The sequence below is a fragment of the Caulobacter segnis genome (genome assembly GCF_023935105.1).
In the GTDB taxonomy this organism is placed as follows: domain Bacteria; phylum Pseudomonadota; class Alphaproteobacteria; order Caulobacterales; family Caulobacteraceae; genus Caulobacter; species Caulobacter segnis_B.
In genome coordinates this window covers 5,013,688-5,037,008 of the sequence record NZ_CP096040.1, presented here as the reverse complement: position 1 = coordinate 5,037,008, position 23,321 = coordinate 5,013,688, and the positions used below count along the sequence as shown (strand labels likewise).

Here is a 23,321-nt window from a genome sequence, read left to right as displayed (position 1 = left end):
CTGAGGCTGAGTCGAAAATGGTTAACAAATGTCTTTTTCGAACGGGGGGCTCGCCCCGATCATGTTCGTCCTCACGTCCCTAGTGGCCGGTCAGCACCCTCCAGGTGGCGCTGGTAGGCGACTCCGCTGGGGGCGGCCTTGCCCTCAGTATCCTTGGCGATACGGCGACCGCGTCGCCGACCATCGCCGCGATCGCGGTTTTCTCGCCATGGCTCGACTTGGCCATGACCGGCGCCTCCGTCAACGATCCCGGAATCCACGACCCCATCTTCCAGCCGGTCATGCTTGCCGGGCCGGCCCAGGTCTATCTTGCCGGCGTCGATCCGAAGGACGGCCGCGCTTCGCCTCTCTACGCCGTACCTGAGATCGTGCCGCCGCTGTTGATCGAGGTCGGCGGCGACGAGATCCTGCTCGACGATTCCCACCGCTATGCGGCCGTGGCGGCCTCCAGGGGCGGCGAGGTGCGGCTGGAGGTCTTCGAAGGGCTGCATCACGTCTTCCAAGGTGCGACGCGATACCTGCCGGCGGCGCGCCGCTCGCTCGACAGGGTGGCGGCGTTCCTTACAGGGCACTGGGCCGAGTGAAGAGTTCGAGGGGCGTCCTGACCTCTGGGACGCCCTTTTCGGCGGCCGACAGCTAGGCTTCTGGCCCATGACGCAGCACGCCGAAACGAAGTCGCCGAATGGCGCTTCCCGGTCTCTAGGGGGATGTGTCGCTGCTAGGCGAGCCGCGCCTCGAGGGGATCGACCAATTGGATCGTGCCGCTGTGTTGGTCATAGGCGAGGAGGGTGATGTCGCCGACCGGCCGCGCTTCGGCAAGGATCGCCAGGTCTTCCGGGTCCAGAGCGCCGGTATGGTACGCCTGGACGAAAGTGATGTAGGCGCTAAGCGCGGAATCCAGCGCGGCGCCTTCGAGATCGGACGCGATCAGCATCTTGAAGCGGCCGCCTTCATGGCGTTCGGTCCAGACGGACAGGATGGGCGAGTATCGGTCCGCGATGGCGACCACCTTTTTGGCGGTCACCTCCCAGTACTTCAGTCCCGACAGGCGCCGGCCAAGCTGCCGCAGCGCCTTGTCGAGGATTGAAGCGTGCGCCTTGCCCAGCTCCTTGAGCAAGCCGTCGAAATAGCTCTTCGAGATCCACAGGAGGACGGCGGTCGGTGCGAGCCACGACCAAGCCGATGCGCGAACGGACATCCCGCTGCGGATCTCCACTTCCAAGCCATCGGTCGCCATCGCGGCGCGAAACTCCTCGAGCATGTCGAGGTCGACCGGTCCCTCATGGATGAGGGCTAGCGGAGACCGCTCGCGAGATGGCGCGATCTCGATCGTGCTGGACATAGCGCTCCCTGGGACTCCCGTGAATCTATCCGTCAGAGTACAGCCAAAAGGTGCGGAAAAACGGCGCTCGGCTTTCGGCCGCTGCCAGGCGTTTGGAGTGTCGTGCGACGTCAGCAGGTCAGACGAAGTCGTCATCGTCGAAAGCACGAGGGTCCCGGTAAAGGTTCTGGACCGCTCCGTCCGAGGTCTGCAAAGTCCGCCTCGCCGTGGGGAGCTGACCTCCATGGTTTCCGGTCAGGATGAACGATAGCCGGTGGGTGACGCGCCGATTCCGGGCGCTCCGCTGGTCCGCTTTTAGAAACGGCCCCAACGTCGGGCGCACGGCGGCTTAACATGCGCCACCGCTTTCCCCTGGCGCGCTTGGTGTCACCAGTAAACCTTGGCGGACAGCGAGCCGTTTATACCCTCGCCGATATTGCTCAGGCCCCAGTATTTCTTGTTGAAGACGTTGTTGAGGTTGCCGGTGAAGGCGAGGCGCTGGCCAGCGGCCCGGGTCTCATAGCGGAAGCCGAGGTTCACAAGGGTCCGGCTGGGAATGAACAGGGTGTTGGCGTCGTCGGTCGGGGCCTTGCCATAGTAGCGGGCGTCACCGTGGACGCTCAGCCCTTCCACCGCTGGAATGGCGTATTCGGCGTTGGCCGTGACCTGCCAGCGTGAAGCCTCGGCCGGAATGTTGCCGCGCAGGTTTTCGTTGTCCGATGAAACGTCTTTGATGGTGGGATCCAGATGGATCGCGCCCAGACCCAGGCGCAGATCCCTGTCGACCTGATAGGCGCTGCTTACCTCCACACCCTTGTAGGATGTCATGCCATCCTGGGTCAGATAGCGCTGCCCATCGACCAGACTATCGATCTGGTTGGCCCGCTCGATCTTGAAGGCGGCCGCCGTTAGCTCCAGGGCGCCATGCTCGTACTTTAGACCGAACTCTTGCTGCTTGCTGACCGTGGCGCCCAACACCCCGCCGGCATTGGCGTATTGGCCGCCAACACGCGTGCCGCTCTCCATGGATTCAACATAGCTGCCGTAGATCGAGACATAGTCGGCGGGCTTGTAGATCACGGCGACGGTCGGACTGGTCGCGGACGTCTCGTAACCGGAGTCGACGGTGGGATCGCCGTCGAGATCGCGCAACGCGTAGTGCGTGCGCCGCAAGCCCACCACAGCCTGCCAATGCCGCCCCAGGCGCAGCGTGTCGCTGACGAAGACGGCCTTCTGCCGCTCTTCTGACGGAAGGCCATCGGTGCTGAAGTCGATCACCGTGTTGGCCTTGAAGGGCTGGCGTTGATAGATGTTGCCGTTGAAGGCGTTAGACCAGCTGTAGCCGTCGCCGAAGTCGGCGGTGTAGGTCATGTAGGATGCGCCGGCGACGACCTCGTGACGGATCGCGCCGGTCTGGAAGCTTCCGTTCAACTTGCCCTGGACGAAGTGGTTCTGATCGAGCTCGGCGAAGGTGTAAGCATAGCCCTCATAGTCGCCCGCCGCGTTCAACATGTAGGCGAACATCTTGTTGGAGCGGTGCTTCTTGCGCGTGTAGCCATAGGTCAGATCGGCGGACCAGATGTCCGAAAGCCTCCAATCCAGCCCGGTGGAGAAGGCGAGGGTGTCGGACTTGTAGGACGGCTCGACCTTGGCGGTGTTGGTCACGGCGCCGACGCCCGTGGTCACGCCGCAGCCGAAGTAGCACGCGGTCTTGAACGGCGCGTCCTTGCGGATCTTGGCGACCGCGATCTCGGGCAGGACCGTGTAGTTCGAGAAGGTCGAGCAGCCCATGTAGTGGTGGATGGTCTGGCCCTTGTAGGAGAGAAGCGGCTGGTGCCGTCCGGCATCAGCCCTTGCCCTGGGGCGCGCGGATGGCCGTGCAGAGGTTGGTCTTGCCCGAGAGGCAGCTTTTGCACTGGCGGCACTCGGGCGTGTAGAGCGGGATCACGTGATCGCCGACGGCCACGCTGGTGACGCCCGGACCGATCTCGACCACCATGCCCGCGCCCTCGTGGCCCAGGATCGAGGGGAAGAGCCTTCGCTGTCGAGACCGTCCAGCGTGTAGGCGTCGGTATGGCAGACGCCGGTCGCCTTGATCTCGACCATCACCTCGCCGAACTTCGGCCCTTCCAGATCGACCTCGACGATCTCCAGCGGCTTCTTGGCTTCGAAAGCGACGGCGGCGCGGGTCTTCATCGTCGATCCTCCTGGTGAAGGGCTAGGCTGGGCAGGGCCGGCTCGCCGCCGTCCTGAAGGTCTTTGAGCGGTAGGGCGGGGTTGGCCAGCTGCGCGCGGTCGGGCACGACGCCTTTGACCACGAGGCGCTTGCCCTGGACGTAGTCCTTGACGGCGTTGACGCAGTCGAGCGCGACGACCCGGCCTTGTCTCAGATAGACAGCTGAGAAGCTTCTGCTGGCGGGATCACCTCGTAGCACCACCTCGTCATAGCCGCGCGACACGCCGATGGTCTGCAGCCGCAGATCATATTGGTTCGACCAGAACCACGGGACCGAAACATAGGGCTCGGGCGTCCCGGTCAGCACTTTGGCAACGGTGGCGGCCTGGTCGTTGGCGTTCTGCACCGACTCCAGACGCAAGGGCTCGCCCGGAGCGAATGGGTTCAGATGGCTGGCGCAGTCGCCAATGGCAAAGATGTCTTCCAGCTGCGACCGGCAGAAGGCATCGACCTCGACGCCAGGCCCCTGACCGCATCCGGCGGCGACAAGCGGCTCTACGGCCGGTACGATTCCAATGCCGACGATCACCAGATCGGCTGCGACGCGATCGCCGGAGGCCAGGCACACGGCGGTGGCCTTTCCGTCATGACCGTCGATCGACACAACCTGCACCCCACATCGGACATCGACGCCGTGGGCTTCGTGCTCGGCCTCGTAGAAGCGCGATACCGCCTCGCAGGCGACGCGGGCGAGCAATCGATCGGCAGCCTCCAGGATCGTCACGGCCTTGCCAGCCTTGGCGAGCACCGCCGCGGCCTCGAGCCCGATAAAGCCACCGCCCACGATCGCGACGGTCTCGGCGGTCGCGAGTTCGGCTTTCAGACGGTCGATATCGGCGCGGTCGCGCAGCGTATGGACACCGGCGAGGTCGCTCCCGTCGCAGCTTAGCTGCCGCGCCTTGCCGCCGGCCGCCCAGATGATGACACCATAGGTCACCGCCGATCGGTCGTCGCAGACGATCCGCTTGGCGCCAGGATCGACCGAGACGACACGGCGACCCAGGCGAAGCGCGATATCGCGCTCGGCCCAAAACGCCGCAGGCTTCAGAAGCAACCGCTCGAAGCTCTTGTCGCCCGCGAGATAGTCCTTCGAGAGGGCAGGGCGCTCGTAGGGCAGCTCGGGATCCTCGCCGATGACGAGGATCGATCCCTTGTAACCGCGTTGCCGGAGCGCTGCGGCTGCCTGCGAGCCCCCGTGGCCGGCGCCGACGATGACTACGTCGTAGCTGGGTTCGTTGGGGAGGAACGCCACCTTCAGTCTTCCGGCGCGATGACGATCGCGAGCCCGTCGAGGCCGTCGCTGAGGGGGATTTGGCAGGACAGTCGCGACGTCTCACGCCGGTGGGACGAGCTCTCCAGCAGCGCGTCTTCGTCCGCGCTCTGCCCGGGGAGTTGGGAGAGGAACGCCGGGTCGACATAGACATGGCAGGTCGCGCAGGAGCAGCAGCCGCCGCAAAGGGCGAGGATCTCGCCAAAGCCGGTCTCTCTGAGCGCCTCCATCAGCGATATGCCGCCAGGCGCTGCTACCGAGCGGACGTCTCCGTTGCGAGTTGTCACGGTAAGCTGAGGCAAGGGATATCCTTCCTGGTGAGAGGCGGATGAGCGCGGGAGGACGCGGGCTAGACGATTTCGAACAGGGCCGCCGCGCCCATGCCAGCGGCGGTGCACATCGACACCACGACATATTGGACGCCGCGCTTGCGGCCCTCGATCAGCGCGTGGCCGACCAGCCGGCTGCCCGACATTCCGAAGGGGTGGCCGACCGCGATGGCCCCGCCATTGACGTTGAACTTCTCAGGGGCGATGCCGAGCCGGTCGCGGCAATAGAGGCATTGCGAGGCGAAGGCTTCGTTCAGCTCCCAAAGGCCGATATCATTGATCGAGAGACCCGCCCGGGCCAGCAATTTGGGAATGGCGAAGACCGGCCCGATGCCCATCTCGTCGGGCTCGCAGCCGAGCGCCTGGAACCCGCGATAGACGCCCAGCACCGTTCGGCCCTCAACCTCGGCGGTCTCGCGGTCCATCAGGATCTGCGCCGAAGCCCCATCCGACAGCTGGCTGGCGTTGCCCGCGGTGACGTGACGGCCGGGGCCGGTGAACTCGCCGCCGGCCCAGACCGGCGAGAGGGCGCTCAGGGCCTCCAGTGTCGTACCGGCGCGTATGCCTTCGTCCTGCGCCAGGGTGACGGTTTCGGTTCCGGTCCGGGCCCCGTTCTTATCGAACAGAGCCTTCTCGACCGTAATCGGCGCGATCTCCTGGGCAAAGGCGCCGCTCGCAAGCCCCGCCGCCGCGCGCCTTTGGCTTTCGGCCGCATAGGCGTCCTGAGCCGCCCGGCTGACGCCGTAACGCTCGGCGACGATCTCGGCGGTCTCGATCATCGGAATATAGGCGGCCGGGACCCGCTCGATGACGCTCCTATTAGGATAGCGCGGCGCATCCGGCGTCACGGTCAGGCTGATCGACTCCATGCCGCCGGCCAGGGCCACGTCGATGTCGCCGGCGATGATCGACCGGGCAGCCAGGGCCAGGGCCGTGAGACCCGATCCGCATTTTCGGTCCAGGGTGAAGGCGGGGACGGCATGCGGTAGGGCCCCGGCGAACACCGCCATCCGGCCCGCATTGGCGCCTTGCGTGCCCCACTGATTGCCGACGCCCCAAAAGACATCGTCGATGCGCGAGGCTTCTATCCCGGCGCGGGCGATAGCGGCGTTGAGCACATGGCCCGCCAGCACGGGCGCCTCGGTCGCGTTGAAGGCCCCGCGATAGGCCTTGCCGATGGGGGTGCGGGCGGTCGAGACAATGGCGGCCTGGCGCATCTTCGGGCTCCTCAAAACGCGGCCAGGCCCGTGATGGCGCGTCCAAGGATCAGGGCGTGGACATCATGGGCGCCTTCGTAGGTGTTGACGGTCTCCAGGTTCATCGCGTGGCGCATCACATGATATTCGCCCGCGATTCCGTTGCCGCCGTGCATGTCCCGGCTCATGCGCGCGATCTCGAGCGCCTTGCCGACATTGTTGCGTTTGACGATCGAGGCCATCTCCGGCGAGAACCTGCCTTCGTCGAGCAGTCGCCCGACCCGCAACGACGCCTGAAGGCCCAGCGCGATTTCGGTTTCCATGTCGGCGAGCTTTTTCTGGTAGAGCTGGCGGCCGGCCAGCGGCGAGCCGAACTGCCTGCGGTCGAGGCCATATTGCCTGGCCGCCTCGAAGCAGAATTCCGCTGCGCCCATCGCGCCCCAGCTGAGGCCATAACGCGCCCGGTTCAGGCAACTGAACGGGCCCTTGAGACCCTCGACGTCCAGTAGCGCCTCGTCGCCGACCTCGACCTCGTCCATCATCACCATGCCAGTGATCGAGGCGCGCAAGGAGAGCTTTCCCTCGATCTTCGGCGTGGCAAGACCTTTGAGGCCCCTGGTGAGCAGGAAACCGCGAATCGCGCCGCCATGGGCTTCGCTCTTGGCCCAGATCACGAAGACATCGGCGATGGGCGCGTTGGAGATCCAGGCCTTCACCCCTGAGATGCGGTAGCCGCCGGCGGTCTTGCAGGCTCGCGTGGTCATGCCGCCCGGATCCGATCCGGCGTCGGGCTCGGTCAGGCCAAAGGCGCCGATGAACTCTCCGGTCGCGAGCTTCGGAAGAAGGCTTTGTTTTTGTGTCTCCGATCCGAACGCGTTGATTGGATACATAACCAGGCTCGACTGCACGCTCATCATCGAGCGATAGCCGCTGTCGATCCGTTCGATCTCACGCGCGATCAGCCCGTAGGCGACATAGTTGGCGCCAGCGCCGCCATACGCCTGCGGGATGGTCGGGCCAAGCAGGCCCAGCGCGCCGAGCTCGCGAAAGATGCCAGGATCAGTCACCTCATTCTGGAAGGCGTCGACGATGCGCGGGGCAAGGTTGGTCTGAGCAAAACTGCGCGCGGTGTCGCGGATCAGGCGTTCTTCGTCGCTCAGTTGGTCTTCCAGTAGGAAGGGGTCGTTCCAGTCGAAACTCGGCATTGGGTATTGTCTCCAGTAACCGTCAGGCAAGTAGCGACCAGGGCTCTTCGATCAGAGCCTTGAACGACTGCATGAGATGGGCGGCGTCCGCCCCGTCGATGGCGCGGTGATCAAAACTGCCCGTAGCGCACAGAACAGTTTCGGCGGCGACCGCGTCGTCATCGCCGATCCGGAGCCGCCGCTCGCTCGCGCCGACTGCCAGGATCATCCCCTGCGGCGGATTGATGATCGCCTCGAACTGCTTGATCCCGTACATGCCCAGGTTCGAGAGCGAGGCGGTGCCGCCCTGATACTCATGCGGATGCAGCCGGTTTTCCCGGGCCCGATGCGCTAGATCGACCATCCTGGATGAGATGCTCGACAGGGGCTCCAGCTCGGCGCCTGCGATGATCGGCGTGATCAGGCCGGCGGGTGTCGAGACCGCGACGGAGATGTCGGCCCTGGTAAAGCTCACCAGGCCTTCCGGCGCGAACATCACATTGCAGGCCGGGGCCAGCATGAGCGCTCTTCCCAACGCCTTGATCATCATGTCATTGACCGAGAGCTTGACGCCGCGCGAGGCCAGGCCGGCATTGAGCTCCCCGCGCAAGGCCAGGAGCGCGTCGAGCCGCACATCCACCGTCAGATAGATGTGGGGAATCTGCTGCTTTGACGCCGTTAACCGCCTGGCGATGGTCTTGCGGGTGCTGGAGAGCTTGGCGATCGTGTGCGGGGCGGCTGGGATCGCGGCGGAACTGGTGGTTATCGGCAGCGCGCGCTCATCGGCCAGCTCTGTCGGAGGCCGCAAAGCAGGCGGCTTGGCGGGCGCGACGTCGCGCATGAGGATGCGCCTATCCGGGCCTGTTCCCGCAACCGTGTCCAGATCGATCGCCCTGAGGGCGGCGACATGGCGGGCAAGCGGGCTGGCCGTTTCGGACGCGGAGCGCCCGCCGTTCAGGGCTTCTCGCCGCGGGGCGGGCGAGGGGGCGAAGACGGGCGGCGCCTCAGGCGATGGCGCGAGCGATTGGGCCGAGTTCGCAGTCGCCATGGCCGGATCGGCCAAGCGGGCGATCACCTCGCCGACCTTCACCGCCTCGCTTCCGGCCGGCACGACAAGCTCGCTGATGAGTCCATCCTCGGCCGCCTCGAGTTCCATCGTCGCCTTGTCGGTTTCGATCTCCGCGATGATGTCGCCGGCGCGAACCGCGTCGCCAGGCTTGATCAGCCAGCGGGCCAGGGCGCCCTCTTCCATGGTCGGGGAGAGGGCAGGCATGGTGATCGTCATGTCCATGGATCAGCTCGCGAACAACGTGGCGGTGGCGTGGACGATGGCGTCCGGATCGAGCCTATAGCGCCGGTAGAGGTCAGAGAGCTCGCCGGTCTGGCCGAACCGGTCGACGCCGAGCGGCGACACGCGGCGACCATCGACGCCCCCCAGCCAGGAGAGGGCGGCAGGCGAGCCGTCAAGCACGGTGACCAGTCCCGCGCCGGGCGGGAGGGTGGCCAGCAGGGCTTCGATGTGCGAGGGCGACTGGTCCGACCCAGTTCCGGCCAGGCGCTCGCTCCACTCGCGATGCAGAAGGTCCGGGGATGTCACGACCAGCAGCCCCAGGCCGGGCAGGTCGTCGATCATCTGCTCCCACGCCGCCAGGGCCTCGGTGGCGAGCGCGCCCATCACGACGAGCGCCGCTTCGGCCTGTTCCCCAGGCGGCTTGAGCCAATAGCCGCCCTGGATCGCGCCCGATTTCCACGCGTCATCCTGACGCGCGATCTGGGCGACCACGCGCGTCGTCAGTCTGAAATAGACCGCCTCGCCATCCTCGGCCTGGATCAGCCGGAACGCTTCTTCCATCAGGACCGACAGCTCGTCGACGAATGCGGGCTCGTAGTGGCGCAGGCCCGGCTGGCCCATGGCGATCAGCGGCGGGTTGATCGATTGGTGCGCGCCGCCCTCGCGGCCGAGCGTCAGACCGGACGGCGTCGCCACCAGGATGAAGCGGGCGTCCTGGTAGCAGGCATAGTTGAGAGCATCGAGGCCGCGGGCGATGAACGGGTCGTAGACCGTGCCGATCGGGATCAGCCGCTCGCCGAAAATGGCGCCGGCAAGCCCGGTCGCCGCCAGCATCAGGAAGAGATTATTCTCCGCGATGCCAAGCTCGATATGCTGGCCGGCCGATCCGCCTTCCCATTTCTGGGGGGAGGGGATGCGCGCGATCTTGAAGACGTCAGCCAGTTGCTGGCGCCGAAACAGGCCGCGTTGGTTCACCCAGGCGCCGAGGTTGGTCGAGACGGTGACGTCGGGCGATGTGGTGACGATCCGATCGGCCAGCGGCGAACCACCGCGCGCCAGATCGAGCAGGATCTTGCCAAAGGCGGTCTGCGTCGATTGCTCCTCACCCTCGGGCGGGACGATCGCAGGCACGTCGAGCAACGCCGGGCTCGTCGCGCGGCGTTGCCGCATGATCGGGGTCTCGTCGGCGAGGGTGCGCAACGCAGGCAGGACATTGTCGCCCACGCCGGCCCAGGGCTCCCATTCCTGGCCAGGCGGAATGTCCATCTCCGCGCGCAGCGCCTCGATCTGAGGCGCGTTCATCAAGCCGGCATGGTTGTCCTTGTGGCCCGCGAACGGCAGGCCGTAGCCTTTGATGGTGTAGGCGATGAAGAGCGTGGGGACATCGTCCCGCGCTTCGTCAAACGCTTCGGTCAGGGTTTCCAGGCAATGACCGCCAAGATTGGTCATCAGCCGGGCGAGGTTGGCGTCGTCGCGCCTAGCCAGAAGATCGGCGACCCCGGGCTTGGCCCCGATATCAGTGGTGAGCCGCGCGCGCCATCCAGCCCCGCCCTGATAGGTTAGGGCGGCGAAGTCGACATTGGGGATCGTGTCGATCCACTCGCGCAGCGCCGCGCCGCCGGGCTCCTCGAACGCCGCCTGCTGCAGCTTGCCATATTTGAGCGTGACCACCCGCCAGCCGCAGGTGCGGAAGATGTCGTCGAACCGTCGGAACATCCGGTCGGCCGTCGTGTGGTCGAGCGATTGGCGGTTGTAGTCGACGATCCACCAGCAGTTTCGGATGTCGTGCTTATAGGCCTCGATCAGGCACTCGTAGATATTGCCTTCGTCGAGCTCGGCGTCGCCCATCAGGGCGACCATCCGGCCGACATCCTTGCGGTCCATCGCTTGGTGCGCCACCAGATAGTCTTGGACCAGGCTGGCGAAGGCGGTGATCGCAACGCCCAGACCCACCGATCCGGTCGAGAAGTCGACGGGGATTACGTCCTTGGTCCGGCTGGGATAGCTTTGCGCCCCGCCAAATCCTCGAAACGCCTCTAACTGCTGCCGGGACTGGCTCCCCAGGAGATAGTGGATTGCGTGGAGGACGGGACCGGCGTGCGGCTTGACCGCGACCTTGTCGTTAGGGCCAAGCGCGTGGAAATAGAGCGCGGTCATGATCGTGCTGATCGAGGCGCAGCTGGCCTGGTGGCCGCCGATCTTCAGGCCGTCGGCGCTCGGACGCAGATGGTTGGCGCTATGGATGGTCCAGGCCGACAGCCACCGAAGCCGGCGGTCTACCATGTCGAGCATGGCGATGCGGTCGGGCAGGGTTTCAGGCACGGGTGCGGATGCGGCTCTCGCCGAGCGGGTCGCCAAGGGATGATCCTTTGATCTTGAGAGGTCAGGCCGGGGTGGTCTGGGCGGATGAGGCCTCTGCTGGCGCGGCCGGTCGGCGCGCCGTTTCCGCTTCCTCGGCGATGATGCGCTCCATGGTGCGGCGGCAGCGCGTCCCTGCAAAATCCGTCTCGAGATAGATCGGTCTGAGGGAGAAGAACTCGGCGCCGCCCATATTCTCCTGGCACGCCTGCATCATCGGCTCGTCTTCGGTCAGGAAGGCGTTGCTGAGGATGGCGCGGGTCCGATCGTCGATGGACACGTCATCCATCAGCCGGTTGCGCGAGTGGATCCAGAAATAGTGGGTCGAGGTCTCGGTCTCTGGGGTGATGAGGTGGACGTTGCGCGTGACCGCGCCGGCATCGGCTTCCGCGCCCGTTTCGGTCATGGCCAGGCGCTGGCGCAGGCTTCCGGGGAAGATCCACTCGATGTCCGAGTGATAGTCGCCGCGCGGTGAGGGAAAATAGAGCTGCTGGCTCGACGGGGTGGGCACGTCCCGCATCACCGTATTGACCCGCACGCTCGTCTCGTCGTCGTCGTAAGTCGACTCGCGCTTGGCGCGGGAGGGCGAAAGCGTGCCCGCGTGTAGATAGGCCGCGTGGCTGAGGTCCATCAGGTTGTCGAGCACGAGCCTGTAGTCGACCGGCATGGTCAGATGGCCGTTGACGGGCGTGCGCTCGCCGCGGTCGACCAGCAGCAGGTCGGGGATGATCGCCGGATCGGCCAGAGCCGGATCCCCCGGCCACAGCCAGATGACGCCCTGGCGCTCTTCGACCGGATAGGCCGCGACACGCGCCGCGCCGGGAATACGGCCTTGTCCGTGGGGATTGAGAACGCAGCGGCCGTCCAGGTCGAACCTTAGGCCATGATAGGGGCATTCGACGGTGTCCGCCTCCCGGACGCCCCGGTGCAATGGCGCGAACCGGTGCGGGCAGCGATCGCCGATCGCGCGTACGCCGCCCGCCGAGTCGCGGGTGATCAGCACGCCTTCACCCAGGATCTTGCGGCCAAGGAAGTTCGTATCGACCTCGGTCGAGAAGGCGGCGCAGTACCAGCCGTTGCGGGCAAAAGCCATCGTCGTTCCTCCCTCATTTTTCTATTTGGTATGCCATTTGTGGATTAGATGCGCGAAGCGCGCAAGTTTTTCATTGCAATATATCAAAATGGCATGCCATCAAGAATGCATGGCGCGTCAGACGCCGTTCATTGGGGATGGAGGCAACAAGCTATGAAGAGGCAGAGACGAGTAGGGCGTTCAGCCTGCTGGGCGATGGGCGTAAGCACGCTGGCGATCGCCGCGCAGGCCATTGCCGCATCACCGGCGTCGGCCCAGGCGGCCGGTTCAGTGAGCGCGCCGCCTGCGCAGGATCAGGCCCTGTCGACGACGCTTGAGGACATCGTGGTGACCGCGAACAAGCGCTCGGAGCGGTTGCAGGACGTCCCGATCTCGGTCGTGGCGCTCACCCCCAAGGTTCTCGCCGAGACGGGTGTCGTCAGCACGGTTCAACTTCAGCAGACCGTGCCGGGCATCTCTTTCTCGCCGTCGGGTGAAGCCAAGCTCAACAGCTTCTACATCCGCGGCGTCGGCACCTATGCGCTAAGCGCGGCGCTGGAGTCGTCGGTTGGTGTCACCGTCGACGGCGTGCCGCTCGCGCGCGTGGGCGGCAGCATCTCCGACCTGGTCGATATCCAGCGCGTGGAGGTGCTGAAAGGCCCGCAAGGCATGTTGTTCGGCAAGAACGCCACCGCCGGCCTGATCGGTGTCGTGACCCAAAAGCCCGAGCTCGGCGTCAGCGGCGGACAGGCCAATCTAAGCTATGGCTCGTTCAATGAGCTCAATGTCGATGCGGCGCTGAACGTTCCGATCGGCGATAAGGCCGCCATCCGATTGACTGCCTGGCGGTTCGGCCATGACGGCTTTGTCCATGACCTGAATGGCCGCGACTACAGCGATAAGAACAGCTACGGCGCCCGGCTCGGCCTGACGTTCGAGCCGACCGACGCCTTGCGCCTAACCCTGATCGGTCAGGCGGACGGACGGGACGAACACGGCGTGGCCTTCACCTACCGTGAATTCACCAATACCGCCCCGTTCGGCTCCGTCGTCGAGGCCTATGAAACCTCCCGGGGCATCGTACCGTCGGCGAACAATCTCGTGGCCGATCCCGGGACGACGCCCAAGTCGTTCGCACGCAACTACTATGTCACGGCGCTGGCCGACCTTGACCTTCCCGGCGGCTATACGCTCTCGTCGGTCACCTCCTACCGCAACCTCTTCACCAGCGGTCAGATGGATCCGTGGCTATCGAACTCGCCGCTGATCAAGATCAACCAACTGACCGACGACGAGCGCTACGACCAGTTCACCCAGGAACTGCGGATCGCCTCGCCGGTCGACCGGCCGCTCAGCTTTGTGGCGGGGCTGTTTTACTACGACTTCAGTATCAACGACGTGCAGAACCAGGCCTTCTTCGGCGTGCCCGTGCCCGGTTCGTCCAACTATCCGCGGCGAAACACCGTCCACAACACTCTGCGCAATATCGCCGCCTTTGGTGAAGCGACCTACCGCTTTACACCAAAGTTCCGCATCGTCGCCGGTGTCCGGCAATCCAACGACCGCGTCACCGGTTCTTTCGATCGCTCTAGGACCGGGCCCGATTCCGGTGTCGTCCCGGCGACCGTGCCGATCTTCTCGTTCACGCCAAAGCCGATCACCTATGACGCCACTTCGTATCGCGTCGGGGCCCAGTTCGACGTCGCCCCGTCCATCATGATCTACGGCACGGCGTCACGCGGCTATAAGGCTCCGGGCTTCAATCTCACTCAATCGCTGACGCCCGGCGCGATCGTCAACGACGCCAGGGTCGAGGCCGAAATCGTCAAATCCTATGAGATCGGCGTCAAGTCGCAGTTCTTCGACCGTCGTCTGACCGTCAACATCGCTGCCTTCGATTCGACCTTTAGCAACTTCCAGACCACGGTTGGCCTGCCCGTCAGTCCGCCGGTGTTCGTGATCCAGAACGCTGGCGCGCTGAAGTCCAGCGGCGTCGAATTCGAGATCTCCGCGCGTCCGACCAGTGGGCTCTCGCTCGGGCTGAACGGCGCCTATATCGACGCGCGCTATACCGACTTCAACAACGCCGCCTGTTATCCCAACGAACCGACTTTGCCGGCAGGCAGTGCGCTCCAGCCCGGCTTCTGTGTCGGCGGCGTTCAGACGCTCAACGGCTTCCCTCTGGCCCAGTCGCCCAAGTGGAGTTTCAATCTCTCGGCGCGCTACGAGCGGGTGCTCTGGACCGGCTGGAAGGGCTTTGTCGGCGGCAACTACGCCTATCGTGGCAAGACCTGGTACGAGGCCAACCGCAACCCAAGAGAAGTTCAGGACGGCTATGGCTTCGTCAATCTGAGCACCGGCGTCGGGCCGGAAGATGGGCGCTGGTCGGTGTCAGCCTATGCCCGCAACGTGACGGGCGAGAACTTCGTCGCCCGGGTCCGTAACAACTTCAACAGCTACTACCAGCTGCCGGCCTATGAGGCGCAGCGGCGCTACGGCGTCCAACTATCGGCGTCGTTTTGACCTCCAAGGCCGCATCTCTACTCTACCCTCGGGCGTCCATCCGGACGTCCGAGGATAGGAGCCCTGCCATGTCGACCCGTGTCGAAGCCGTCACCCTGAAACTGCGCGAGATGATTATCGCGCGCGAGCTTCAGCCGGGATCACGGGTGCCGGAGCGCGATCTGGCCGAGGCGTTCGGCGTGTCGCGCACGCCCGTGCGGGTGGCGCTCAGCATTCTCGAAGCCGAAGGTCTCGTCACCAGCGAGCCCAATCGCGGGTTCGTCGTCAACGCGTTCAGCATCGAGGACGTGCTGTCAGCCTTCGATGTTCGCGGCGCGCTGGAGGGGCTGGCTGCGCGCACGGCGGTCGAACGCGGGCTCGGCGACGACGCTCTGGCGACCCTTCGCGCCTGTGTCGCCGAAGGCGAGGCGCTCGTGGCCGGCGGGCTTTGCGGCGCTGACGACATGCGGCGCTGGTCGGCGTCGAATGACGTCTTCCACAGCACGATCATGAACGCGGCGGGGCTCAGCACGCTTCTGAAGGTCCACGCTTTTCTGGCGAAGATGCCGCTGGTCGCCCCCGTGGCGATCCTCTTCACCAACGATCGGCACGACGACGCCCATGCGCGGATGGTCGATGCCCACACCGACCACGTGCACATCCTGAACGCGGTGAGCCGCGGGCAATCGGCCCGCGCCGAGGACCTGATGCGTGAGCACATCCATCGCTCGCGCGATCATCTCTCCCGCCTTTTGACGTCGGGCCGCGCTGCGCTTTCCGCCGAGCCTGTCGTGCTCCGACGAAGGAAAAAACAGACCCATGTCGATTGAACAGCTTGATCTTCTTATTGTCGGGGCCGGGCCGGCCGGATTGCTGGCCTCGATCATCGCTTCTTCCATCGGCCTGACGCACCAAGTCATCGAGCGCCGGACTGGCCTGCACACGGAGCCTTCGGCCCATGTGCTTAAGACCCACAGCATGGAAGTCTACCGCCGCATCGGCGTGGCGGACAAAATTCTGGAACAGAGCACGCCGGTCGAACTGCAGCAGTGCATCACCTGGTGTGAAAGCGTCGGCGGCCTGCACTATGGCCAGCTCAGCCTGGCCGGCAAGAAGGGGCGCGTGCCGCGCTTCACCGAGATCAGTCCGGGCCATTCGGCCAACCTGCCCCAAAGCCTGCTCGAGCCCATCCTCCACCGTCGCGCGGCCTTCATGGCCGGGCGCGATCCAGTAGCGTTCGGCGCGGCGTTCCGGTCGCTCGTCCAAGACGGCGAGGGCGTGACGGCGACGGTGGAACGGGCCGAGGGGACATCGCAAATCAAGGCCCGTTATGTCATCGGGGCAGACGGTGCGGGAAGCCGCGTTCGCCGCTCAGTCGGCATCGCAATGGAGGGGCCCCAGGCGCTGGCCCACTTCCTGGCGATCCACATCAAGTCGGACATGACCGAGGCGTTGAAACGCGGGCCGGGCGTGCTGTTCTTCGTGCGGACGCCGACCCGCGAAGGCTTCTTCATCATGCACCAGCCGATCGGCTCCCAGGTTTTCATGATGCGGTTCGACCCGGAGGCGACGCCGTTCGAGAGCTTCGACGAGGCTCAGTGCCGGGCGATCGTCGAGGAGGTGATGGGCTGTCCCCATGACTTCACCATTTCGGCCATCGACCGTTGGGCGATGTCGGCGCAGGTAGCCGAGCGCTACCGAGAGGGCAGGGTTGTCCTCGTCGGAGACGCCGGCCACCGTTTCCCCCCCACGGGAGGCCTGGGCCTGAACACCGGGGTCGAGGATGTCGAGAACCTGATCTGGAAAGTCGCGGCGGTGATCCGGGGTCAGGCCGGCGACAGTTTGATCGACAGCTATGAGACGGAGTGCCGTCCTGTTGCGATCCGCAACACCAACCAGTCCGTCAACAACCATGTCCGCATGCGCGAAGTCGCCATGGCGATCGGCGCCGAGGAACCGCCCGAGGCGTTCGCCGCGGTGATCGCGGCGCTGCGCGCCGATCCGGCCCATCCCAGGTTCGAGGCCATCCGCACGGCGGTCGACGCTCAGATGCCGCATTTCGCGTTCCTCGAGATGGAGATGGCCTCGATGGCCGAGAACGGCGCCTTCCTGCCGGCCGAGCGCGCCATCGCCGAGCCGGTCGAGGCGGTCGAGGGATATCGGCCGAGTTTCCGCCCTGGGGGGCAGATGCCCCATCTGTGGGTCGAGCCGGGCGTCTCGACCATCGATCTTCTCCATTTCGACCGGTTCACCCTGTTCGCGCCGTCACAGGACGCCGAACTCTGGCGGGAGGCCGCCACGAGCCTTGACGCGCCGATGGCGGTTCAGGTCGTCGCGATCGATGCGACGATGCGAAGCGAACGGGTCAGCGCCGCTGATTTCTGGGGTGGCCAGCCTTTTGCGATCCTCGTGCGTCCCGATGGTCGGATCGCATGGGTCGAGCCTGAGACCGGGCAGACCAGGCGCGATCAGCTTGCCGCCGCGCTCTCTTGCGTCCTCGGCCGACCGCTCCAGTCCTCCGTCACGAAAGTCGCTTGATGACCCCGTCGCCTTCCATGATGCGCGCTGTCGAGATCCACGACGCAGACGGCCATTTCATGCTCGCCGAGACGACGCGTCCTGTCCCGTCGCCGGGACCCGGCGAGGTTCTGATCCGAGTGCGGGCGGCGGGCGTCAATGGCCATGATGTTCACCAGCTCCACAATGGCGGCCATCCCATCCGCCCCGGTGAAACCGACCTGCCGGGCCTTGAGGTCGCAGGCGAGATCGTCTCGGCCGGGACCGATGCCTCGCGCTGGTCGACCGGGAACCGGGTCTGTGCGCTTCTGCGTGGCGGCGGCTATGCCGAATATGCGATCGCGCCGGCTGGCAACTGTCTGCCGGCGCCCGAAGGCCTGAGTTGGGCGCAAGCGGCGGTGCTGCCGGAGACCTTCTTTACGGTCTGGAGCAATGTCTTCCTCGACTGCGCGCTCGGACAAAACGAGTCCTTCCTGATGAATGGCGGCACGAGTGGCATCGGCGTCGCCGCCATCCAGATCGCCTCGACCCTTGGCCGCCGCGTGTTCGCCACGGCGCGGGGGCCTGAGAAGGCCCGTCTGTGCGTCGAGCTCGGGGCCGAACGCGGGATCGACTACGAGACTGAGGATTTCGCCGCCGTCATCCTGGACGTCACCGATCACAGGGGGGTGGACGTCATCCTCGACATTGTCGGCGGCGACTATCTCGACAAGGACCTACAGGCGATGGCCGAGGGCGGACGCCTGGTGTTCATCGGCGCGGCGCGCGGCTTCACGACGCAGGTCGATCTGCGCAAGATCGTCCGCAAGAGGCTCCGCGTCGGCGGCAGCCTGCTGCGCCCGCGTCCCGACGCCTTCAAGGCGCGCGTGGCCGCCGACCTCGAAGCATTGGTCTGGCCCCATATCGTGGCGGGCCGCATCAAGCCGATGCTGGACCGGACTTATCCGCTCGCCGAGGCGGCACGCGCCCTCGAAGATCTCGAGGCGCGGCGGCAGATCGGCAAGATCGCGCTGATCGTCGCGGAGGATGAGAAGTGAGCCGCCCGCCGAAGGCCGTCGCGGTGGCAGGTCAGGACGACAACGCCATGTCCCCTCTGCGCGCCCTTATCCTCGTCGTCGCACTGATGGCGGCGCTCGCGCTTTCCTTCATGGACCGGCAGATCTTGTCGCTCCTCGTAGAGCCCATCAAGGCCGATCTTGCAATCAGCGACACCCGTTTTGGCATGCTGCAGGGCCTGGCTTTCGCTATCTTCTATATCGGTTTTGGCATCCCGCTCGGGCGGCTCGCCGATCGCGGCAGTCGGCGCAACCTCGTCATTTTCGGCATCGCGCTGTGGAGCCTGATGACTATGGCTTGCGGCTCGGCGGGATCCTTCGCGGCGCTGTTCGCTTGGCGGGCGGGCGTGGGGATCGGTGAAGCGACATTGTCGCCGGCGGCTTATTCGATGATCGCCGACGCCGTGCCTAAGCGCCGTCTGTCGCTTGCGCTCGGGGCCTATAATATGGGCGTCTATCTCGGATCGGGCCTGGCGCTTCTGGTCGGCGGGGCGTTGCTCGACCTCTTCACGCGCGCCGAGCTGGATCTTGCGGCGCTGCGCGACATCGCGCCCTGGCGCCTGGTCTTTCTCGCCGTGGGCCTACCCGGGCTCTTGCTCGCCGGCCTGATGCTGTTGATCCGCGAACCGCGGCGAACCCATTACGAACCCGGCGCGGCGGACGTGCTGCCCAGTATCGCCGAGACCGTGCGCTTCATCAGAGGCGAGTGGCGACTGTTCGCCAGCCTCATCCTCGGCTTTGCCTGTCACAACACTGCGCTGTACGCGCTGCTCAGCTGGATCCCGGCCTTTCTCGGGCGCCATTACCATTTGGCGCCGGCTGGGGTTGGCGGCGCGCTCGGCCTGGCCACCATGGGCGGCGGCGGCCTTGGCCTGATCATCGGCGGGGTCATCAGCGACCGCCTGTTCGCGGCCGGTCGCGGCGACACGCCGCTTTTGGTGGGCATGCTGTCGATGACCGGTATCGCGGTGGCGACGGTCTGGATGATCTTTGCGGGCAGCGCGGGAGCCTCATCCATCGCGTTCGGCGTGGTGATGGTCTTCGTCGCCTTGCCGATCGGCGCTGCGGCCGCCGCTTTGCAGCTGGTCGTCCCGAACCGTTACCGCGGCCAGATCTCGGCGCTTTACCTCATCTGTATCTCGCTTGCGGGGCTGACCATCGGGCCGATCGGCCCGCCGCTGATCGGCGACCTCGTCTTCCATGATCCGGCCCGGATCGGCGAGGCCATCGCGCTGACCGTGGGCTGCGCCGCGGTCCTCTCCATCCTGCTCTTCCTGGCCGGCAGGCCCGCCTATGCGCGCCGCTACGCCGCCATCCACCTTACGAACACCGCACCGTCAGGAGACCCGTCATGAAACTCGTCAGCTTTGTCACCGCTGGCACGCCAAGCTACGGGATCTATCGGGATGATGGGATCGTCGACGCTGGTGCTCGGCTGTCGCACTATCGGGATCTTGCTTCGGCGCTCACGGACATCGCGGCGCTTGAGGCCCTGGCCGACGCGCCGGCGGACCATGACGCTGCGTCGGTCACGCTCTTGCCGCCCATTCCCCGGTCGGAGCGGATCGTCTGCGTCGGCCTCAACTATAAGAGCCATATCGCCGAGACCGGGAACGACACGCCGGCCCATCCGATCCTGTTCGCGCGCTACCCCGACTCCCTCGTCGCCGACGGCGCCCCGATCGTCAGGCCGCGCGTCTCGGAGCGGTTCGATTTCGAGGGCGAGCTGGCCGTGGTGATCGGCAAGCCCGGTCGCCACATCCAGTCCGAACGGGCGCTGGAGCATGTCGCGGGCTATGCCTGCTTTAACGACGGTTCGGTGCGCGACTTCCAACGCCACACGTCCCAGTTCATGCCGGGCAAGACCTTCGATCGCTCCGGCGCATTCGGGCCCTGGCTGGTCACCCCCGACGAGGCGGGGGGCGTGAACGCCCTGCAGCTGACAACTCGGCTCAACGGCGAGGTGGTGCAGCAGACGGGAATCGACGACCTCCTTTTTGGCGTTGAAGCGCTGATCGCCTACGTCTCCCAGATCTGGGAGGTCCGGCCCGGCGACGTGATCGCGACCGGCACCACCGGCGGGGTCGGCGCGGTGCGCAAGCCCCCACTTTGGATGAAGCCTGGCGATACCATCGAGGTCGAGATCGACCGGCTCGGCACGCTGACCAACACCGTCATCGACGAGGAGCGCTGAACCATGATCTCACCCGTTCGCCTCGCCCATATCGTCTTCAGGACGAACCAGCTCCAGAACATGATCGACTGGTACTGCACTGTCCTGGGGGCTCATGTCGTCTTCGCCAACGACCGGATCGCCTTCCTCACCTATGACGAGGAGCACCACCGGATCGCGCTGATCGCGACGCAGACCTTCGCGCCGCGCGCGCCATCACCCTCCGTCGGCTTCTACCATTCGGCCTTCACCTATGAAGGTCTCGAACAGCTCCTGGCCACCTTTGATCGTCTGACGGGCGAGGGGATTAAGCCCTGGCGGACCATCAACCACGGCCCGACGATCTCGTTCTACTATGCCGATCCGGACGGCAACGACGTCGAGCTCCAGGTCGACCGGTTCGCCGACGCGCGAGACGCCGAACTTTGGATGGCAGGGGAGGCCTTCGCGCGCAATCCGATCGGGATCGAGCTCGATCCTGAGGACCTCAGGCGCCGGCTGTCATCGGGCGAAGACGTCGCCGACATCATGCGCCGCGACGACGAGGTTTTGGCATGAGCGGCCTCACCCTTTACCATCACAAGGGCGCTTGCTCCCTGGCGCCCCTGATCGCGCTCGAGGAAAGTGGTCTCGACTACAGCGTCGAGATCATCAATCTCGCGACCGATCGGCCTGGCTATTTGAAGGTCAATCCCGCCGGCAAGGTGCCCGCGCTGGTCTTGGATGGCGAGCTGCTGACCGAGAACCTCGCCATCCTCTACCGGATCGCCAGCCTAGCGCCCGCTGCCGGCCTGCTGCCGTCCGGTCTCGAGGAGACGAGCCGGACGCTGTCGCTGATGGCCTGGTTCGGCAGCACGGTCCACATCCTGCGCCGCCAGATCCGTATGCCGTTGCGTTTCACGCCCGACGCCGACGCCCAGGCCAAGCTGGTGGAGGCGGGACGGCCGAAGATGTGGGAGGCCCTGCTGGAAATGGAGGCCCGTCTCGGCGAGCGGGAATGGTTCGGCGGCCGGGCCTTTGGTGTGGCCGACGGCTATGCGCTGGTGTTCTACGGCTGGGGCCTCAACGACGGCTTCCCCATGGAGGAGCTCGAAAAGCTCACGACCTGGAAGGACCGGATGCTGTCGCGTCCCGCTGTCCTGCATGCGATCCGCAACGACGCGGGCGTGCTTCACGACAAGCTGGAGGCCGCGGCGTGATCGACAAGCGTTGCACAGACGTCGAGGCCGCTCTGCAGGGCGTCAAGGATGGCGCGACGGTCCTGATCGGCGGCTTCGGCGAGGCGGGAAATCCTACTGAGCTGGTGCATGCCCTAATCGATCAAGGCGTGCGCGATCTGACGGTGGTGAACAACAACGCCGGCAATGGCGAGATCGGTCTCGCGCGCCTCTTGCAGACCGGCCGCGTGCGCAAACTGATCTGCTCCTTTCCGCGTAGTTCGCACAGCTATGTCTTCGACGACCTCTATAAGCGCGGCGAGATCGAGCTCGAGCTCGTGCCACAAGGCACGCTGGCCGAGAGGCTGCGGGCGGGCGGCGCCGGGATACCCGCCTTCTTCACCCCCACGGCGGTCGGAACTGAGCTGGCGGCGGGTAAAGAGGTCCGGACGTTCGGAGGACGTGACTATTTGATGGAAACGGCGCTGCGCGGCGATGTCGCCCTAGTCAAGGCCGAGACCGCCGACCGATGGGGCAATCTCGTCTATCGCAAGGCTGCGCGCAATTTCGGCGCCGTCATGGCCACCGCGGCGGACCTGACGGTGGTCCAGGTGCGCAACCTCGTCGATCTCGGCGACCTCGATCCTGAGGCGATCGTCACACCGTCCATCTATGTCGACCGGGTGGTGCGGGTGGCCGAGCCAGTCAGCGAACGCGATCATCTGGCCCAACTTGATCGGAAGAACGCCAAATGACCGCCTGGACCCTAGAGCAAATGGCGGCCCGCGCCGCCGCGGACATTCCCGACGGCGCCTATGTCAATCTGGGCATAGGTCTGCCGGAACGGGTGGCCGACCATGTTCCTTCGGATCGGGAGTTCGTCCTTCACAGCGAGAACGGCATTCTCGGCATGGGACCTCGGCCTCCGCTGGCCGAAGAAGACATGGACCTGATCAATGCTGGCAAGAAGCCGGTGACGTTGGTCGCGGGCGGGGCCTATTTCCACCATGCCGACAGTTTCGGGATGATCCGGGGGGGGCATGTCGACGTATGCATTCTCGGCGCGTTTGAGGTCGCCGCGAACGGCGACATCGCCAACTGGTCAACAGGGCCCGACGGAGCCCCCGCCGTTGGCGGGGCCATGGACCTGGCGGCCGGCGCGAAGAAGGTGCGTGTGATCACGGCCCACACCACCCGATCGGGCGCGCCAAAGCTGCTCAGGGGCCTCACGCTTCCGGCCACGGGCCGCAGCGTCATCGATCGGGTTTACACCGATCTCGCCGTGCTGGATCCAGCGATAGAGGGTTTCCGTCTAGTGGAGCTCGCGCCGGGCGTTCAGCTGGACGATATTCGCCGCAAGACTGGGGCTCCCATTCTTGTTTGAGTCTCGCTGTCGACCGGGGCCGCTGGAACAGTAAACCCGGATCGTCCCTGCTGGCGCCCATCCTGTACGGGCATCCTAGATGTGCGGCAGCGTCCGGCGGCTGTAGTTCTCAAGAAGGTGTAGGTACGCAGAAGCGGAGCGCTCGGAAACTGAGGACCCGGTAGCGCTGACACCTCGGTTTGAGGTGCGCACTGATCGGAACCGCAATACGTCAAGGTTCCGCTGTGGCGATGCGCCCTGAAATGCATCGCGGACGTTGCGCCTCACGGCCAAAGG

Annotated in this window: 19 protein-coding genes and 1 pseudogene; 11 read left to right on the top strand and 9 right to left on the bottom strand. The window is 65.5% G+C overall.

Features of this window, described 5'->3' with window-relative positions; genetic code table 11:
- Positions 1–104 precede the first annotated feature (104 nt).
- Positions 105–584, top strand: coding sequence for an alpha/beta hydrolase fold domain-containing protein (locus MZV50_RS23395; protein ID WP_252631730.1), 480 nt, complete (start codon positions 105–107; stop codon positions 582–584).
- A gap of 134 nt (positions 585–718) precedes the next feature.
- On the opposite strand, the gene MZV50_RS23390 is transcribed toward MZV50_RS23395, so the two are convergent.
- From MZV50_RS23390 to MZV50_RS23350, 9 genes and pseudogenes are all read right to left on the bottom strand, one after another.
- Entirely contained in the window at positions 719–1,342 is a 624-nt protein-coding gene (locus MZV50_RS23390) for a hypothetical protein (protein ID WP_252631729.1), read from the bottom strand.
- Between the two features lie 366 nt (positions 1,343–1,708).
- A pseudogene (locus tag MZV50_RS23385) lies at positions 1,709–3,517 on the bottom strand (TonB-dependent receptor domain-containing protein).
- Positions 3,514–4,809: an NAD(P)/FAD-dependent oxidoreductase gene (locus tag MZV50_RS23380; RefSeq protein WP_252631728.1), complete on the bottom strand. Its 1,296-nt coding sequence runs from the start codon at positions 4,807–4,809 to the stop codon at positions 3,514–3,516. Before MZV50_RS23380 ends, MZV50_RS23385 begins: the two are co-directional and overlap by 4 nt.
- A gap of 2 nt (positions 4,810–4,811) precedes the next feature.
- Positions 4,812–5,114 carry a 2Fe-2S iron-sulfur cluster-binding protein gene (locus tag MZV50_RS23375; RefSeq protein ID WP_289781929.1) on the bottom strand — a complete coding sequence of 101 codons (303 nt, stop codon included), beginning with the start codon at positions 5,112–5,114 and terminating at the stop codon, positions 4,812–4,814.
- Between the two features lie 62 nt (positions 5,115–5,176).
- The gene (locus MZV50_RS23370; protein WP_252631726.1) at positions 5,177–6,373 is read right to left on the bottom strand and encodes an acetyl-CoA C-acyltransferase; all 1,197 of its coding nucleotides are present in this window, start codon (positions 6,371–6,373) and stop codon (positions 5,177–5,179) included.
- Between the two features lie 11 nt (positions 6,374–6,384).
- On the bottom strand, positions 6,385–7,557 hold the full coding sequence (locus MZV50_RS23365; protein WP_252631725.1) for an acyl-CoA dehydrogenase: 1,173 nt from the start codon (positions 7,555–7,557) through the stop codon (positions 6,385–6,387).
- Positions 7,558–7,579: 22 nt separating this feature from the next.
- Positions 7,580–8,827 (bottom strand): 2-oxo acid dehydrogenase subunit E2, encoded by a 1,248-nt coding sequence (locus tag MZV50_RS23360; RefSeq protein WP_252631724.1) that lies wholly within the window; start codon positions 8,825–8,827, stop codon positions 7,580–7,582.
- A gap of 3 nt (positions 8,828–8,830) precedes the next feature.
- Positions 8,831–11,185 (bottom strand): transketolase, encoded by a 2,355-nt coding sequence (locus MZV50_RS23355; RefSeq protein WP_354668909.1) that lies wholly within the window; start codon positions 11,183–11,185, stop codon positions 8,831–8,833.
- A 25-nt stretch (positions 11,186–11,210) separates the two neighbouring features.
- Positions 11,211–12,278, bottom strand: a complete 1,068-nt coding sequence (locus MZV50_RS23350; RefSeq protein ID WP_252631723.1) for an aromatic ring-hydroxylating dioxygenase subunit alpha — start codon at positions 12,276–12,278, stop codon at positions 11,211–11,213.
- A 195-nt stretch (positions 12,279–12,473) separates the two neighbouring features.
- Between MZV50_RS23350 and MZV50_RS23345 the strand changes: the two genes are divergently transcribed.
- The 10 genes from MZV50_RS23345 to MZV50_RS23300 all read left to right on the top strand — a co-directional run bounded on the left by MZV50_RS23345 (position 12,474) and on the right by MZV50_RS23300 (position 23,045).
- A complete protein-coding gene (locus MZV50_RS23345; protein WP_252631722.1) occupies positions 12,474–14,780 on the top strand; it encodes a TonB-dependent receptor in 2,307 nt (768 codons plus the stop codon).
- A 68-nt stretch (positions 14,781–14,848) separates the two neighbouring features.
- Positions 14,849–15,589 (top strand): GntR family transcriptional regulator, encoded by a 741-nt coding sequence (locus MZV50_RS23340; protein ID WP_252631721.1) that lies wholly within the window; start codon positions 14,849–14,851, stop codon positions 15,587–15,589.
- Positions 15,579–17,297: an FAD-dependent monooxygenase gene (locus MZV50_RS23335; RefSeq protein WP_252631720.1), complete on the top strand. Its 1,719-nt coding sequence runs from the start codon at positions 15,579–15,581 to the stop codon at positions 17,295–17,297. Before MZV50_RS23340 ends, MZV50_RS23335 begins: the two co-directional genes overlap by 11 nt.
- Positions 17,297–18,313 (top strand): NAD(P)H-quinone oxidoreductase, encoded by a 1,017-nt coding sequence (locus MZV50_RS23330; protein WP_252631719.1) that lies wholly within the window; start codon positions 17,297–17,299, stop codon positions 18,311–18,313. The genes MZV50_RS23335 and MZV50_RS23330 overlap by 1 nt, the downstream gene beginning before the upstream one ends.
- A complete protein-coding gene (locus MZV50_RS23325; RefSeq protein ID WP_252631718.1) occupies positions 18,310–19,686 on the top strand; it encodes an MFS transporter in 1,377 nt (458 codons plus the stop codon). The genes MZV50_RS23330 and MZV50_RS23325 overlap by 4 nt, the downstream gene beginning before the upstream one ends.
- Positions 19,683–20,525, top strand: coding sequence for a fumarylacetoacetate hydrolase family protein (locus tag MZV50_RS23320; RefSeq protein WP_252631717.1), 843 nt, complete (start codon positions 19,683–19,685; stop codon positions 20,523–20,525). Before MZV50_RS23325 ends, MZV50_RS23320 begins: the two co-directional genes overlap by 4 nt.
- Before the next feature lie 3 nt (positions 20,526–20,528).
- Complete coding sequence (locus MZV50_RS23315; protein ID WP_289781891.1) at positions 20,529–21,062, top strand: VOC family protein; 534 nt, start codon at positions 20,529–20,531, stop codon at positions 21,060–21,062.
- Positions 21,059–21,703: a glutathione S-transferase family protein gene (locus MZV50_RS23310; RefSeq protein ID WP_252631715.1), complete on the top strand. Its 645-nt coding sequence runs from the start codon at positions 21,059–21,061 to the stop codon at positions 21,701–21,703. Before MZV50_RS23315 ends, MZV50_RS23310 begins: the two co-directional genes overlap by 4 nt.
- On the top strand, positions 21,700–22,416 hold the full coding sequence (locus tag MZV50_RS23305; protein WP_252631714.1) for a 3-oxoacid CoA-transferase subunit A: 717 nt from the start codon (positions 21,700–21,702) through the stop codon (positions 22,414–22,416). Before MZV50_RS23310 ends, MZV50_RS23305 begins: the two co-directional genes overlap by 4 nt.
- Positions 22,413–23,045 (top strand): 3-oxoacid CoA-transferase subunit B, encoded by a 633-nt coding sequence (locus MZV50_RS23300; RefSeq protein WP_252631713.1) that lies wholly within the window; start codon positions 22,413–22,415, stop codon positions 23,043–23,045. The genes MZV50_RS23305 and MZV50_RS23300 overlap by 4 nt, the downstream gene beginning before the upstream one ends.
- Positions 23,046–23,321 lie beyond the last annotated feature (276 nt).

Coding starts and splice junctions, on each gene's coding strand:
- MZV50_RS23310 (WP_252631715.1), top strand. CDS start 21,059: ATGAGCGGCCTCACCCTTTACCATCACAAGGGCGCTTGCTCCCTGGCG.
- MZV50_RS23350 (WP_252631723.1), bottom strand. CDS start 12,278: ATGGCTTTTGCCCGCAACGGCTGGTACTGCGCCGCCTTCTCGACCGAG.
- MZV50_RS23345 (WP_252631722.1), top strand. CDS start 12,474: ATGGGCGTAAGCACGCTGGCGATCGCCGCGCAGGCCATTGCCGCATCA.
- MZV50_RS23340 (WP_252631721.1), top strand. CDS start 14,849: ATGTCGACCCGTGTCGAAGCCGTCACCCTGAAACTGCGCGAGATGATT.
- MZV50_RS23335 (WP_252631720.1), top strand. CDS start 15,579: ATGTCGATTGAACAGCTTGATCTTCTTATTGTCGGGGCCGGGCCGGCC.
- MZV50_RS23330 (WP_252631719.1), top strand. CDS start 17,297: ATGACCCCGTCGCCTTCCATGATGCGCGCTGTCGAGATCCACGACGCA.
- MZV50_RS23315 (WP_289781891.1), top strand. CDS start 20,529: ATGATCTCACCCGTTCGCCTCGCCCATATCGTCTTCAGGACGAACCAG.
- MZV50_RS23320 (WP_252631717.1), top strand. CDS start 19,683: ATGAAACTCGTCAGCTTTGTCACCGCTGGCACGCCAAGCTACGGGATC.
- MZV50_RS23370 (WP_252631726.1), bottom strand. CDS start 6,373: ATGCGCCAGGCCGCCATTGTCTCGACCGCCCGCACCCCCATCGGCAAG.
- MZV50_RS23390 (WP_252631729.1), bottom strand. CDS start 1,342: ATGTCCAGCACGATCGAGATCGCGCCATCTCGCGAGCGGTCTCCGCTA.
- MZV50_RS23365 (WP_252631725.1), bottom strand. CDS start 7,557: ATGCCGAGTTTCGACTGGAACGACCCCTTCCTACTGGAAGACCAACTG.
- MZV50_RS23360 (WP_252631724.1), bottom strand. CDS start 8,827: ATGGACATGACGATCACCATGCCTGCCCTCTCCCCGACCATGGAAGAG.
- MZV50_RS23300 (WP_252631713.1), top strand. CDS start 22,413: ATGACCGCCTGGACCCTAGAGCAAATGGCGGCCCGCGCCGCCGCGGAC.